Annotated in this window: 8 protein-coding genes and 1 pseudogene; all 9 read right to left on the reverse strand. The window is 44.5% G+C overall.

The genetic code is table 11. The features are described 5' to 3' along the window. Positions 1 to 6: 6 nt before the first annotated feature. The 9 genes and pseudogenes from P4S58_RS09105 to P4S58_RS09145 all read right to left on the reverse strand — a co-directional run bounded on the left by P4S58_RS09105 (position 7) and on the right by P4S58_RS09145 (position 15,269). Complete coding sequence (locus P4S58_RS09105) at positions 7 to 975, reverse strand: ABC transporter permease (protein WP_102952948.1); 969 nt, start codon at positions 973 to 975, stop codon at positions 7 to 9. A 99-nt stretch (positions 976 to 1,074) separates the two neighbouring features. Further along, positions 1,075 to 2,457: a CmpA/NrtA family ABC transporter substrate-binding protein gene (locus tag P4S58_RS09110; RefSeq protein ID WP_337163701.1), complete on the reverse strand. Its 1,383-nt coding sequence runs from the start codon at positions 2,455 to 2,457 to the stop codon at positions 1,075 to 1,077. A 279-nt stretch (positions 2,458 to 2,736) separates the two neighbouring features. Then, the gene (locus P4S58_RS09115) at positions 2,737 to 3,324 is read right to left on the reverse strand and encodes an ANTAR domain-containing response regulator (RefSeq protein WP_102952946.1); all 588 of its coding nucleotides are present in this window, start codon (positions 3,322 to 3,324) and stop codon (positions 2,737 to 2,739) included. 155 nt (positions 3,325 to 3,479) lie between these two features. Then, positions 3,480 to 4,433 carry a glycosyl transferase family protein gene (locus tag P4S58_RS09120; RefSeq protein WP_337163703.1) on the reverse strand — a complete coding sequence of 318 codons (954 nt, stop codon included), beginning with the start codon at positions 4,431 to 4,433 and terminating at the stop codon, positions 3,480 to 3,482. A gap of 27 nt (positions 4,434 to 4,460) precedes the next feature. Further along, positions 4,461 to 5,332, reverse strand: a pseudogene (cobA, locus tag P4S58_RS09125) (uroporphyrinogen-III C-methyltransferase). 16 nt (positions 5,333 to 5,348) lie between these two features. Beyond that, positions 5,349 to 7,970, reverse strand: a complete 2,622-nt coding sequence (locus P4S58_RS09130) for a nitrate reductase (protein WP_443089009.1) — start codon at positions 7,968 to 7,970, stop codon at positions 5,349 to 5,351. A gap of 256 nt (positions 7,971 to 8,226) precedes the next feature. Further along, the gene (locus P4S58_RS09135; protein WP_337163707.1) at positions 8,227 to 12,249 is read right to left on the reverse strand and encodes a polysaccharide lyase family 8 super-sandwich domain-containing protein; all 4,023 of its coding nucleotides are present in this window, start codon (positions 12,247 to 12,249) and stop codon (positions 8,227 to 8,229) included. A gap of 260 nt (positions 12,250 to 12,509) precedes the next feature. After that, positions 12,510 to 13,817, reverse strand: a complete 1,308-nt coding sequence (gene serS, locus P4S58_RS09140) for a serine--tRNA ligase (protein ID WP_042481870.1) — start codon at positions 13,815 to 13,817, stop codon at positions 12,510 to 12,512. Between the two features lie 102 nt (positions 13,818 to 13,919). Beyond that, positions 13,920 to 15,269 carry a replication-associated recombination protein A gene (locus tag P4S58_RS09145; RefSeq protein WP_337163710.1) on the reverse strand — a complete coding sequence of 450 codons (1,350 nt, stop codon included), beginning with the start codon at positions 15,267 to 15,269 and terminating at the stop codon, positions 13,920 to 13,922. Positions 15,270 to 15,275 lie beyond the last annotated feature (6 nt).

A 15,275-nucleotide genomic window follows, 5' to 3' on the forward strand; every position in this document is an offset into this window, starting at 1 on the left:
TCTCCTTTAGCGAAGTTCTTGTTGTTTGTTCCAAGACAGGCGTTTTTGCAGTTTGAGCATGCCTCGATCCAATAACAGACCGATAAAGCCGATAACAAACACCGCGACCATAATTCTGCCCAGTGATGCTGAGCTACCGTTTTGGAATTCGTCCCAAACGAATTTCCCTAAGCCTGGGTTTTGTGCCAGCATTTCAGCCGCAATCAGAACCATCCACGCAATACCCAGTGATAAACGTAATCCGGTAAAAATCATTGGAATCGCAGAAGGCAAAACAATGGTCCGAATGTGTGCCCACCAAGAGAGGCGCAATACTTTGCTCACGTTGAGCAGGTCTTTGTCCACACTGGTCACACCCACCGCAGTATTGATAAGCGTTGGCCACAAGCTACAAAGTGCAACGGTAAAGAGTGAGTTGACGAACGATTTAGCAAACATTGGGTCATCACTGACATAAGTCGCACTCACCACCATGGTGACAATAGGTAACCATGCAAGCGGTGATACAGGTTTGAGCAACTGAATAATCGGGTTAAACGCCTGATACATGCCTTGATTTAGCCCCAACACAATGCCAAGCGGAATGGCGATAACAGAAGCTAGCAAAAAGCCTGCGGAAACCGTGACTAAACTGGTACCAATTTGATCAAAAAAGGTCGGTTTGCCTGTGTATGGACGAATCTTCACTTCTGCGTCTGGATTCTTAGCCAATTTGGTTTGATTGCGCTTTTCTTGCCTCTCAATAAATGCCACTTCTTTCTCTCGTTCCTTAAAGTGCTCATCAACCAAATTGCTGAACTGTGTAAAGGTTTGAACTGGACCCGGCAAGGTACCTAATGAGGTCTCTACTTGTTTGGCAGCCAAATGCCAGAACATAAGAAAAAAGCAGATTCCGAGCATTGGCCACAAGATCATCTTGCTTTGGCTCACAACTTGAGTGCGACTTGGAATCAGTGAAATAACATTGCTCGACATAGCAAACTCCTTGGCTATCTGTCTTTTAGGGTCTGTAGCCCTAGAACTTCCGTGTACATCTGTTTGCTTGGAGACTCTCAGAGCCTCCAAGCGTGAGGCTTAAACTTTGTCTTTGCCTTTTAAACCAATAGAGAACTTCTCCAGATAAGCATTCGGTTGACGGCCGTCATACACGATGTTGTCGATGAAGTGTTTCTGAGGAGCGCGGAATCCATCCATCTGTTTGAAATCTGGGAAATCCTTCGCCGATAACGTGCCATCTTCAATCAAAGACTGAGCAGCTTGTTGATAGATGTCTGGGCGATACACTTCTTTGGCGATGCTCATGTACCAATCATCAGACTGCTGCTCTGGAATTTGTCCCCAACGACGCATCTGAGTGAGGTACCAAATCGCATCGCTGTAGTACGGATAAGTGGCGTTATGACGGAAGAAAACGTTGAAATCAGGTACATCGCGCTTATCTCCTTTTTCGTACTCAAAGGTACCTGTCATAGAGTTGGCAATGACTTCTGCATCTGCACCCACATACTGACTTTTCGCCAAAAGTTTTACTGCTTCTTGTCGGTTAGCATTGTTGCCCTCATCTAACCAATACGCTGCACGAATCAAAGCTCGTACCACTCGCAGATGGGTGTTTGGGTATTTATCTGCCCATGTTTTAGACACACCGAAAACTTTCTCTGGGTTGTTTTTCCAAATCTCGTAGTCCGTCACCACTGGAACGCCGATACCTTTGAACACCGCCTGCTGGTTCCATGGTTCGCCAACGCAATAGCCCTGAATTGTGCCCGCTTCCATAGTGGATGGCATTTGTGGAGGAGGAGTGACACTTAACAGCACATCGGCTTTTAGCTGACCGCTGTTATCACCTGTCGTTGGAGCGTAATAACCCGGATTGATACCACCCGCAGCTAACCAATAACGCAGTTCGTAGTTATGAGTGGAGACAGGAAATACCATCCCCATGTTGAACGACTTACCTTCGTCACGATACTTAGAGATAACAGGCTTCAAAGCGTCTGCTTTAATCGGGTGAGCAATTTTCCCATCACTTTCTTTGGCAAGGAATGGCTTCATTTGCTCCCAAGTGTTATTGGAGACAGTAATCGCATTACCATTCAAATCCATGCTAAATGCCGTCACCACTTCTGCTTTGGTGCCAATGCCAATGGTTGCGCCGAGAGGCTGGCCAGCCAGCATATGTGCACCATCCAGTTCACCGTCTATCACGCGGTCTAACAGAACTTTCCAGTTCGCTTGCGCTTCTAACGTGACGTATAAACCTTCGTCTTCAAAATAACCTTGCTCGTAGGCAACCGCGAGGGGTGCCATATCAGTCAGCTTAATAAATCCAAATTTAAGATCTTCAATTTCCGGCTCACCAATCTCAGCATGAGCAGTGGCACTGAGCAGTGAAGCTGAAGTTGCAAGTGAAGCGCCGAGCACTAAAGTGCGCATCCATGGCTTGATATATTGCATCGCAATACTCCCTTTCCTTATAACGAATCCCAAAACACAAAAAGGCGCTACTGCCCGATTGAGCAGTAGCGCCTTTGCTATTTCTTTCATCACCGCCGTTGATGATGTCCGAAGTTATACTTTAAATTTATCTACAAATAGTAATCCAATTTGTATGCCATCTTTTATATTTATTATTTTTCAACCACTTAAATTAAAACATTTCAATTTATAGTGATTACACTGCATTTCTAAGTGCAACCTGCACCAAATCAACAATTTCTCCCTACCCCCAAAGTATTATTTACCATTGATACTATCGAAGGTATGAATCACGTTCTTCGCAACTTGCGCCATAGATAAACTAGATTGCATCGCAGAACTTCTTAATACGCGATAAGCGTTCTCTTCATCGATAGCATGCATCCTCATCAGCAATCCTTTGGCTTTTTCAATCCACTTTCTCTCTTCCAGTTTTGCCGTCAACTGCTGTATTTCTTGTTGCAACGCAACGCTTTGATCACGAACCTGAATTGAATAATCAACCCAAGGTTTGAGATCAAATGAAGAATCAAAAGGAAGAATAACGAAATCATTAGACTGAGGTAGTCTATTGATATCATTAGAATTTAGCTGTTTAAGAATAACAAGGAGCGGGATTTTCTTGCTCTTGCAAAACTCAACGATCAGGCGTAACTCCGCCGTTGGCTGACGCCAGGAGACAACCACAATTGAGCTGCTTTCACGCCCAACCATCTTCTCTAACTGTACAAGCTGACAAGCTAATATATGGTCGTAATGCAGCGCCAATTTGGCGCTGATATCTGCTTGGTCACTAATACTGTCACTACATACAATGACTGGCTGAGATGCTGTTGAAGGTGACATAACCATTCCCTGTTTAATCGAACCCTGTAATCAATTGAGCAAGGAATGTACCAATCTAATAAATTTAAATTTAATTAAATAAAAACAAATAGTTATAATTGATTACTTTAAATTATTACTACTTTATAGGTATATTTAAACAAGCAAAACACAGATTAATGATTAAGCACGTGCGCTTTCCAGAACATATATGCGGCTTCATACGCCTTTTCTCTGTTATGGCACTGCGCAAACAGTACGGCAGCCATGGTCGATACCACGGTATTTGCCATCATCTGCAGGTCTTCTTGTGGCGTATTCATAGGGCAGTTCGCCACCGTTTCAATTTCTGAAACGTACTGTTCTGGCCAATAAAAAGACTCTACGCCTGAAGGCTGGCTCAGCCAAACGGTTTGGCTGACTTTAGGGTTGTATTCCGATTCCCCAGACACCCCTTTAAATGAGATAACCGCGTGTGACGTTTTACCGATGACATGTTCGACTTCTGCATGCAGCTGTTGGAAACCGGGATGAAAACTACCGCGAATCCCGATTTTGCCTCCACCGGGATTGAGCGCTCGAACCACGGTATTAATGGGAGTTCTTAACCCATAGCGGTTTTTCCAACTGATCATTAACTCTGCTTGTGGCGCGAAAGCATTCAGAGGCAAATAAGCAATGCTTCCTGTCTGCAATAGCAGTTGTGCGTGTTCCGTGTTTGACGCCATAGGAATGCCGAGTGCAGGCAGATAGTCTTCAGCATGTTCACGTGAAGCTGGCTTATCGTTATAACCATGAAGCAGCACTTTAAAACCGTTATCGGCGAGGATTTTCGCCGCCAAAAGATGCCAAGGTTTACCAGCGGTTGCACGTTTTCCCGCGTAGCATGGCCAGTCGATATCAGCGCCAAGATTAGGAACACGCGATTGGAATGCTTTTACAAAACCAGCGATTTCGTCATTGGTTTCATTTTGAACTCGAATCAGCATTAAAAGCATCGCCATTTGATCATCATCGCACTCACCATTGAGGTACTCATCCATTACCTGAAATGCTTGATCAAATGTGAGCGATTTTCGTCCTCGCTCCCCTCGTCCTACTGTTCGAATACACTCTTTTATTATGCTCATGACAACCTCATCGCTTACAAATAAAGCTTATAGATGCGCAGACTCCGCTTCAAAACGTGTCGCTTGTGCGGTTTGAATTAACTGTTCTCTAAGCTTGACCACATCGCCCATAATAATCAATGCTGGACTTAGTCCTTTTAGATCATTTGCTGTTTGTGTGAGCTGATGAAGCTCAAAGGTAACAACCGTTTGATTGACTGAGCAGCCTTGTCCAACCACAGCAACAGGAGTGTCCACCGATAGACCATGCTGAATTAATCCTTCTTGTATCGAACTCGCATTCTCCAGTCCCATATAAAAAACCAGCGTTTGACCGCTAGCCACCAGACCCGCCCATGCAGGAAGAGCTCCGGTGACCACTTGACCTGTAATCAGTGTAACACTGCGAGAGACTTGTCTATGAGTCAAAGGGATCAGAGCGCTTGAAGAGCAACCGATAGCCGCAGTAATCCCCGGAATCACTTGATAAGCGATATTGTGCTTAACCAATTCCAGTGCTTCTTCCCCCCACGGCCGAAAATGAACGGATCACCACCCTTTAAACGCACAACTTGCAGTCCTTTCTGTGCAAATTCCACCAGCAAGCGGTTGGTTTCCTCCTGTTTAAGGCTTGGCAATCCACACCGTTTACCCACGTAGACCATTTCTGCATCGGGATTAACAAGGTCGAGTATCTCGCGTCCAACTAAGCGGTCATACACCACAACATCAGCGGTTTGAATGACTTTCAATGCTTTCACCGTCAATAAATCAGGGTCGTTTGGCCCTGCACCAACTAAATAGACAAAACCTTGTTTTCCATTCGAAGGACTGCGGCGCGACAAATTAGGTGTATCACAATAATGTCGCTCATGAACAGTAAAGCTTTCTCGTGCTTGAGCAGTCGTATTTGATCTCATTTTCATAGCAAATTCCTTATGCCTTGCTCACAGCAATCGTCTGATAGCTTTTAAGAATTTTGTTGACTTCCGGCAGGCATGAGCCGCAATTCGAGCCACATTTCAGTTTGGATTGGAGCTGATTTAACGATACACACCCGTCCTCTTCTATGGCGGTTTGAATCTGCTTATCAGTCACTCTAAAGCAGCTGCATACCAGCTGACTTTGCGCCTTTTCTCCCGCAATCGAGATAATAGAGCTCAAGCTTAGTGGCTTGCCGATTAAGGCTGTGATTGCCGTGTAATCTTGCTCCAGTGGTTGTGGAGAAATGAGCAACACACCCGTAACCGTCATCTGCTGATGATTGCCAGTTTGACGGCCTATCACCATCATCCAGCCTTGTGGCAGATCCCAACGGAAAACCTTTTCTCCTTGACCGACAGAAAACATCGATTTATCCAATTTAGTAAGGTTGGCAAAACGTGTAACAGCAGCATTGTCATCCAGTTGATAGCTACTGTAATCGCAACTGGGTAAATCTCTCTCCTGCCCAACATAGATGCCATAGCTTTGCATCTGCACGGCAGCAATATGCACGTTTGAAGATTTGAATGCAGGCTGACCTGAAATAGGATCGACCACACTTGAAACCGTTCGGTTAACTTGAGACTGTCCGCCATAACGCCCCGCCCAATGCATCGACATAAATAGCTGTTTACCGCTGAGCCCGTCATCAAATTTCACCTTGGCAAAAATACACGAATCGGATTCATCCGAGATACCCCGTATCGCAGCGCTGTAACCTTCTTGTAGCCCTATCGTTTCTGCGCTGAGTTTGTTGACATAAATCGTTGGCTCAACTTCTCCCGCAGCGAGTTTTGCGATATGACCTGTTCGCGTCATGGTATGCCACTGATCACGCAATCTACCGGTGTTGAGCCACCAGCCATTCATCACAGTCGAAGGTGCGGTTACCGCAACAAATTGGGCTTTACCCGAAGGGGTAGAAAACACGCCATCACGGTAAGGCGCTTCTTTTTCTAACGGCCACTGCGTCGGTTGCCAGTTCGCATATTCTTCATCGCTTATAGAAGCGAATTTAGAGAGGTTGAACATATAATTTGAATTAGTGTTGATAGCGCTGAGACCCGCGAACTCACGAAAAACAGCCGCTTCACTGTCGAACTCAAATCCAGATTCACAGTTCAACTTTGAGCACAGTTTTTTCCCTACTTGAGTCACCGCCCACCAATCAGGTTTTGCTTCTCCCGGTGCCGGTAGAAACGCGCGCTGACGAGACATACGACGCTCAGAGTTCGTCACCATCCCCTGTTTTTCGCCCCAACCTGCGGCTGGTAATACGAGGTCAGCGTACTCTGCCACATCACTGTGTTCAGTAATGTCAGACACCACCACAAAGTCACAACCTTTCAATGCTCGGCGAACTTGGTCGCTATTCGGTAACGAAACAACGGGGTTGGTTGCCATAATCCACAGCACCTTGATTTTCCCCGCTTCGACAGCTTCAAACAGATCAACAGCCTTGAGGCCGGGTTTGGCGGCAATCGATGGTGATTGCCAATATTCTTTGACTAAACGTACCGATTCAGTGTCAAAACCACGATGCACCGCGAGCTGGTTTGCTAGCCCACCGACTTCTCTACCGCCCATCGCATTAGGTTGTCCGGTAAGGGAGAATGGCCCACATCCTTGTTTGCCGATTTTTCCGCTGGCAAGGTGTGCATTGATAATTGCGTTGCCTTTATCGACACCAGATTCAGACTGATTGATACCCTGACAAAACAGAGTCAATGCTTTTGGTTTATGACTAAACCAACGATAAAAAGTCGTCACTTCATTGAGGGTTAAATTTAAAGCGCGAGCCACATTTTCTAACCGGTATTGATCCGACTTCACTTCTTCTTCCAGCTCAGAAAAGCCTTCTGTTGAAGCATCAATAAAACCTTCATCCAGCGCATTCTGGTCTATCAGGAAACGGAGCAAACCGTTGTAGAGCAAGACGTCACCATCATTTTCGATTGCAAGGTGCAAGTCTGCTTGTTCAGCGGTAACCGTATTTCTTGGGTCGATGACCACCAGTTTCAAATCAGGATTGTTTTCACGAGCTTGTTGAATTCGCTTAAACAGTACTGGGTGAGTCCATGCAGTATTGGCACCAATCAGGACAAGTAAATCAGCATGAGCAATGTCTTCGTAATTTGCCGGGACGACATCTTCTCCAAAAGCGCGCACATGTGCCGCCACAGCAGAGGACATACATAGTCGTGAATTGGTATCTATATTTGCACTACCAACATACCCCTTCATTAGCTTATTCGCCACGTAGTAATCTTCTGTCAGTATTTGCCCAGAAACATACATCGCCACAGAGTCTGGACCGTGCTTCTCTATTGCTTGATGGATTCTTTGTGCAATCTCATCACTCGCCTGATCCCAAGAAATCTCTTTTCCTTGCATCTTGGGATAAAGGAGACGGGATGGCATTGCTAAGCTCTCTTTTAGTGCTGAGCCTTTGACACATAGAGCGCCCTGATTGGCAGGATGTTGCTTATCACCCACAATTGAATCTTTATTCGCCACCACACCACAGCCGACACCGCAGTATGGGCATGTCGTTTGAATTTTGTTTACTGCCATCATCACTTCCTTATGACAAATAAAAAGACGCCTTACTTCTCAGGGAAGTAAGGCGTCTTTGCCTATAACGGTTAACTTTAATCAGATTTGCTTAGACTTGTTATAGCAATACGAATGCCAACACAAATATCGCTATAAATCATAATGTTAACTAATTGAAGTTCGCTGATTACGCACTAACAGTGTGCAAGCCTGCGCCAAACAGTAACGAACACACTACCCCCAAAGAAGTATCCACCTTGTTGTTGCTTACGACTTATTCCAAAATTAACTGCGGGCCTTTATAGCCAAATTCTTTAGTCGCAAAACTGACATAGTCATCAAAGTAATCTTGCGTTAAGTCAATGAGCTCAAACACTAGGTTATCATTCTGATCTGGTTGAATGGCACGAATCAAATCTGTCACATCGATATCAATCCATTGCCCTTGTGCCTCTTTACCTAAATAAGTCGGGGGAGACTCTTTGATCATCGTCACTTTAGGGAATGTACTATAGGTTGTGTTGTGCTCATTCCAATCGGCTGTGTTGACTAATCTTGCGACGATTGAGCGCTTGAGTGCTCCATCACTTCTGATGCCCCGAACAAACAATCTTAGGGTTGCTTTACTTACTAGTTGGTTGTTAACTCTTGATAAATCATACCGAATTAGACTTTGGCGCTTATGATCCGCTGTACCATTTTTCAGTTGCATGTAACCAAGTAAGCCGTATTGGGTTGTTGCGTTAGCACCACCTTGAACAAACACGTCCTCAACTGGTAAGTAAGTCGTATACGCCTTAGACGCTTTAGGATCATCTATTGCGTAGTAATCCTGAATTGATTCAAACTCAAATGAAACACTACTGCCCGCTTGTTCACCACCCGGTGTTACAATCCGTTGAGTTTTCGCCACACCGTTGGCCGTAATTGTAATGTTGATACCTCTATAGGCTATAGCCGGAGTGGACACTGTTACCTTCGTATTAATACCACTTCTATCCAGCATCACAATACATGGAGAATCGACCTTCAGTTTAAATTCTGGAGATACTTCTAACTCACTAGCAACGAAGAATACTGCACTAATAATGTTTTTTCTCGTATCTTCAACAGCATGAATCCCCCTTGTGTTGGACAGTACTTTGACCGGTATATTCTGTTGGTACTCAGACGTTTTCTGGACATCTATGTTCGGCAAAATAATATATTGATACGACTTGTCCTTAGGTTCAGAACCATGCGGGATAGTTAAAGTAAAGACATCTTTGCTTATTGAAGTACCATCAACATTAGTAGCGTTCCGTTTTTTAATCACCGCATATCGATCTAAGTTATCCCAGAAAACATAACCTACGCCGTCATGGTGTATCCAAGGATAAGCAGAGACATTGTGATTATCCATGACTAAGTTGTCTCTGTTGCTTAACGTTACTGGTCCTTTCAATGCTGTTTGGTTGATGGTTGTAAATACAGGTTCTAAATGTGTTGAACTAATGCCAGACCCAAGTACAACAATCTGTTCACCAAAACTGAACCAAGACTTATTGGCGTAAAGTTCATCTCGAACAGTCGTTGATGGAGTCCAAACATACTGCTGAGTTGGACCGCTACCCACGACACGGTATGCACTCATATTTATAGATGCGGTTGTAACACCTACTTTGCCGTTTGTAGCTCCTCCATAAAATTCCATATTACGCAAAGTATCTGAATCATATGTTGGTGCCTGAGGATATTCCGGTGTAGTAACACCAGGAATTTTAGTAAAATCGAGAACAGAATTAAGACTCTCATATTCCTTACCCGTTTGAATTAACGACGTACCGCCAAGTCCTAACCAAAATTTCAAATACGCTTCGTTATTGGTGTCAGCTTCTGGTAAGGCACGCATTGAGTCCATTTTAATGCCAAACATGAAATTATCTGTCGCAGTCACCGTTGAATCAGCAAGCAAGAACTGTTTAAAGCCATTCAATCCGGTATTTTGGTTGTTATATACTTGGCCCTTGTAGGCTATCGCCTCGTCGTAACGAGTGGGGAAAAGTGCTGCGACCATATCCATACTAGTAGGTAAGTTGCTGATACTTGCTCCAGACTGAGTCGTTTCAATTTGCTGACTAATTTCGCCACTGAGTACATCTGAGCCGAACTGTTCAAAGCTCTGCATCCAACGTATACCGTCAAGCAGAATGCTCGCTAAAATTTGAGCACTGTACTCACTGAACTTCCAAGGAAGGTCTTTTACGTTGTACGCCCAACGCAAGATGGAATAAAAAGTCTCTTCACCAGTTTTTCCACTATGCAATTGTTGACTCAAAAATGCCGACCAATCAGGTGATTCACTATCCATCGCCGTATCTAGTATTATCTGAGCTAACTCTTCAAAACCAGTACTCAAGAGAGATTCTTGCTGACTCAACAGACCGTAATATATGCTAGTAACCGCTTCGTCAACTCGATTTAAGCCCAGTTGGTGCTTGCTACGTGCATTAGCGAGGAGACTGATAACTTGTTGCTTTAAGTCTACCTGTAAACCATCACCCAATAAGAAGGCAACCTTTGCCAGTGAGTGGAACTCTCCGTACTCACTCCACCATCCTGTCATAACCGGTTTGGTGATTAACCATAAGTTTAAAGCCTTGTTTGCAACCAGCTTATATTGTTGATTGTTAGTTTTACGAAACGCAGCGGCGATTGTTTCCAACCTTTTTAAATGCTGCTCTGCTGGCCATCGATAGTTATTTGTTCGCTCATAATCTATATCCAACCAACGACCATCCGCTTGTAAGCCGAAAATAAGCTCCGATGCCAAAGCGTCTAAACTCTTAGATTGAGCTTGCGCACTTCCTTCTTCTGCTGAAACAAGATCCTTCGAGATTCTAGTAAGCAGTGTGCCTAAGTCTGTAACGGCCAGAGTTTCAAGAGTCTGCACATCAGCGTTATTGGGAGGAGAATTTTGTGTTGTCGCTTCAGTACCCGTTCCTGTTGTTACTAGTTCTACTGTTGGTGGAGTTTCATTTGGGAGGCTGTTTCCCGTTGTTTCTGTTTCAGTCACAACACCAGATGAAGTACCGTCCTGAGATCCTTGTGCGGTACTTAAAGGTTGGTCTAGCGCAGAGAGATTACTCTCTGGAAGCGGTGTCGTGACTTGAGTATCTGTTCCCGATGTCACGACCTCTGAGGTCTGCAGAGCTTCATTTGGAAGGCTATTTCCCGTTGTTTCTGTCTCAGTCACAACACCAGATGAAGTGCTGTCCTGAGGTCCTTGTTCGGTACTTAAAGGTTGGTCTGGCGCAGAGGGATTACTCTCTGGAAGCTGTGTCGTGCCTTGAGTATCTGTTCCCGTTGTCACGACCTCTGAGATCTGCAGAGTCTCATTTGGGAGCTGATTTTCCGCCATTGGCGTCTCACTTGCCACTTCTAAAGTTGGCATTATCGCGTTTACGGGTGCTGATTCTTGAGGCTGATTAGAATTGCTAATATCAATTTCGGTGATTGACGGCGAACCTAGAATGCTAGGCACCTGTAATCCTACTTCGGGAGTCTGTTTGTTGTTACTTGGTTCACTTGCATTAGGATCTACCGTTTCATCTGCCACTGCAGATATAGGATTTTCTCCACTAACAAGTCCGAGATCTGCTTCTAGCGTTTTAACAGCGCTATGGTTAAAAGCATCAACCGCCCTTTCCAAAACCGGATGAGATTGAACAAGTTGCTGATGTGTAAATGGGGTTTCAGCTTCGGGCATGACGCTAGCTAAGCTATGAGACAGAGCTTGAAGCTTTTTATTTTCTTGCTTGTTGAGGAAATTTAACAGCTCCTGCTCGCTAACCTCACCAATGATTGCCGCAATCATCGCAGTCGCTTGTTCAAAAGCTAAACCTTCCGCTTCTTGCTTGGAGTAGAGTAGATGTGAAACTGGTGAGATCCTTTGAATCCCTGCAGGCGCTACCATCAAATAAGATTTGCTGACTTTCTCACCTGTTGTTTTGTTTATTGTGCGATTTTTTATTGCTGATGCAATTAGTGAATACGCTTGAGGTACATTATCGAGCGCAGCTACATCTAATAATGCGTTACCAGTAGAATCTGTGTATGAGTTAGGTTCTCCTGCATCTAATTGATAGTTGTGATTCAAATCCAACCAAACAAGTGCATCTTGAAGATGTTCATCGGCCACTTCAGCCTGATAAACAGTGGCTTCGGTTTTGTTATCCGTTCCAGAAGAATCTTCACCACCACAGCCAACAATGGCTCCAATAGACATGGCGAGAATAGATAGTCTAAGTGATTTCACAATAGCTCCTTATCAAAACACAATCAGTGCAACTTTTTGCACTAAGATCACATTCCGAAGAGGGTATTGAGTCGCCTAGCAAGCGTAAACTTATGAACTAATTTGCATCGGCGCAGTTCTAGTTATTTAAGTTTAATTGTTTAAAAACAGGAACCTATTCGCAAATACTTTAAAATCAGTCTCGATGAAAAGTCATAAAAAAACACCGAACTCTTTCGAATTCGGTGTTTAGTGGTAATTGCCTGATCAGCGAATCAGTATTAACCGATATGAGTCGCGCCACCCATGTACTTCTGAAGCACTGTAGGAATTTCGATGCGACCATCTGCAAGTTGGTTGTTCTCAAGAATTGCAACCATTGTACGACCAACCGCTAGACCAGAACCGTTTAGTGTGTGTACAAGTTCAGGTTTCTTCTCGCCCTTACGACGGAAACGCGCTTGCATACGACGAGCTTGGAAATCCCACATGTTTGAACATGAAGAGATCTCACGATATGTCTGTTGAGCTGGTACCCATACTTCTAAATCGTATGTTTTACGAGAACCGAAGCCCATGTCACCTGTACATAGCACGACTTTACGGTATGGAAGCTCAAGAAGCTGTAATACTTTCTCAGCGTGACCCGTTAATTCTTCTAGCGCTGCCATAGAATCTTCAGGCTTAGTGATTTGTACTAGCTCAACTTTGTCGAACTGGTGCATACGAATCAAACCACGAGTATCACGACCATATGAACCTGCTTCAGAACGGAAACATGGTGTGTGAGCCGTCATCTTCAATGGAAGATCAGCTTCATCAGTGATGGTGTCACGCACTAAGTTTGTTACAGGCACTTCCGCAGTTGGAATCAATGAAAGCTTACGAGGCTCTTCATCGTTCACTTTTTCAGTTAGCGGCTCAGTGTGGAACAAGTCTTGACCGAACTTAGGAAGCTGACCAGTACCAAATAGGCTGTCCGCATTCACTAGGTAAGGAACGTACATTTCAGTGTAACCGTGCTGTTCTGTATGCAGATCTAGCATGAACTGCGCAATTGCGCGATGTAGGCGCGCAAATTGGCCTTTCATTACGATAAAACGTGCGCCAGTGATTTTAGTTGCACTCGCAAAATCTAAACCATCACCCATTTCGCCAAGGTCTACGTGATCTTTTAATTCAAAGTCGTAAGTCTTTGGCTCGCCCCAACGCGCAACTTCTACGTTGTCGTTTTCATCTTTACCGTCTGGCACAGAATCATCTGGGATATTTGGTAGTGTTTGTGTAATCGCATCTAGCTGAGCTTGAACTTGGTCCAATTCAACTTTTTTAGCATCAAGGTCGTCACCCAATGTACCGATCTGCTTTTTGATCTCTTCAGCGCCTTCTTTATCACCTTTAGACATCAATTGACCGATTTGCTTAGAGATCGAGTTACGCGAGGATTGTAAATTTTCAACTTCTACTTGAATGGACTTACGTTGTTCTTCAAGTGTACGAATTGTATCGACGTCGAGTTTAAAACCGCGACGTGCCAGTTTTGCAGCTGTTTCATCCAGCTCTGTACGAAGTAATTTAGAATCCAGCATTGTTAATCCTATGCTTTTGAGTATCGAAAAGACGTAAGTGCTTGCTTTTTAAGCAAGCCATACGTATTGAATTTTTAACTTGTCAAAGATAACGAAAAGACACTATTTTTCATAGCGCTTTTGTGGGCTTTTTGCGTCTAAATCCGCCAGATAATCTAACTTTTCACCAATCTTAGTTTCTAAGCCTCGATTTGTTGGCTGATAATAGCGGGTTCCTGTCATTTCAGGTGGCAAATATCGTTCTCCGGCAGCGTAGGCACCGGGTTCATCGTGAGCATAGCGATATTCAGCACCATAGCCTAAATCTTTCATCAAACTAGTTGGTGCATTTCGCAAATGATGAGGCACTTCATATTCAGGCAAGTTGTGTGCATCAGACAATGCTTGTTTCCATGCCGAATAGACGGCATTACTTTTGGGTGCACAGGCTAAATATACAATCGCTTGCGCTATGGCTCGCTCGCCCTCGGCAGGCCCGACACGAGTGAAACAATCCCAAGCAGACAAAGCCACTTGCATTGCTCGCGGGTCAGCATTACCGATATCTTCAGACGCAATCGCTAATAAACGTCGAGCAATATATAACGGGTCGCAACCTGCAGAAATCATACGTGCAGCCCAATACAAGGCTCCATCGGGGTTTGAACCTCGAATGGACTTGTGAACCGCCGAGATTAAGTCGTACCAAATATCACCTTTGTTATCAAAGCGGGAGACTTTCTCTCCTGCGACTTCAGCCAGAAGACTTAAAGTAATGAGCTTGTTCCCGTCACTATCTTCTTCCGCCATGTCATAAAGTAGCTCAAGGTAGTTGAGCGACATTCGCGCATCACCATTCACCAACTCTGATAATCGCTCTAAAACGTTATCTTTAAATACGGCTTTGGTTTTGCCTAAGCCTCGCTCTGAATCATTAACCGCTTGTTCCAACGCCTGAAGAATCTCTTCTTTACTTAAAGACGTCAGCTTATAAACGCGTGCTCGCGATAACAGAGCGTTGTTAAGTTCAAACGAAGGGTTTTCGGTCGTAGCGCCGATAAAGGTCACAGTGCCGTCTTCAATATGTGGTAGAAAAGCATCCTGCTGCGATTTATTAAATCGGTGCACCTCGTCGACAAACAAGATGGTGCGGCGACCAGTCAGCTTATTCTCGCGAGCTTTTTCAATCGCAAGACGTATCTCTTTAACACCAGAGGTCACCGCCGAAACACGCTCCACTTCTGCATTGGCATAATTTGCCGCAACTTCAGCCAGCGTTGTTTTACCAGTACCCGGAGGCCCCCACAAAATCATTGAGTGGATTTGTCCTGCTTCCAGAGCCTTACGCAAAGGCTTACCGACACTCAATATATGTTGTTGACCAATATATTGTTCTACGGTTTGCGGACGCATACGTGCAGCAAGGGGACGAAAATCTTCGTCCCCTGAAAAATCTAAAGAGTAGTTACTCACTGTGCC

The organism is Vibrio sp. Hal054 (assembly GCF_037162405.1).
GTDB classification, from domain to species: Bacteria; Pseudomonadota; Gammaproteobacteria; order Enterobacterales; family Vibrionaceae; genus Vibrio; species Vibrio diazotrophicus.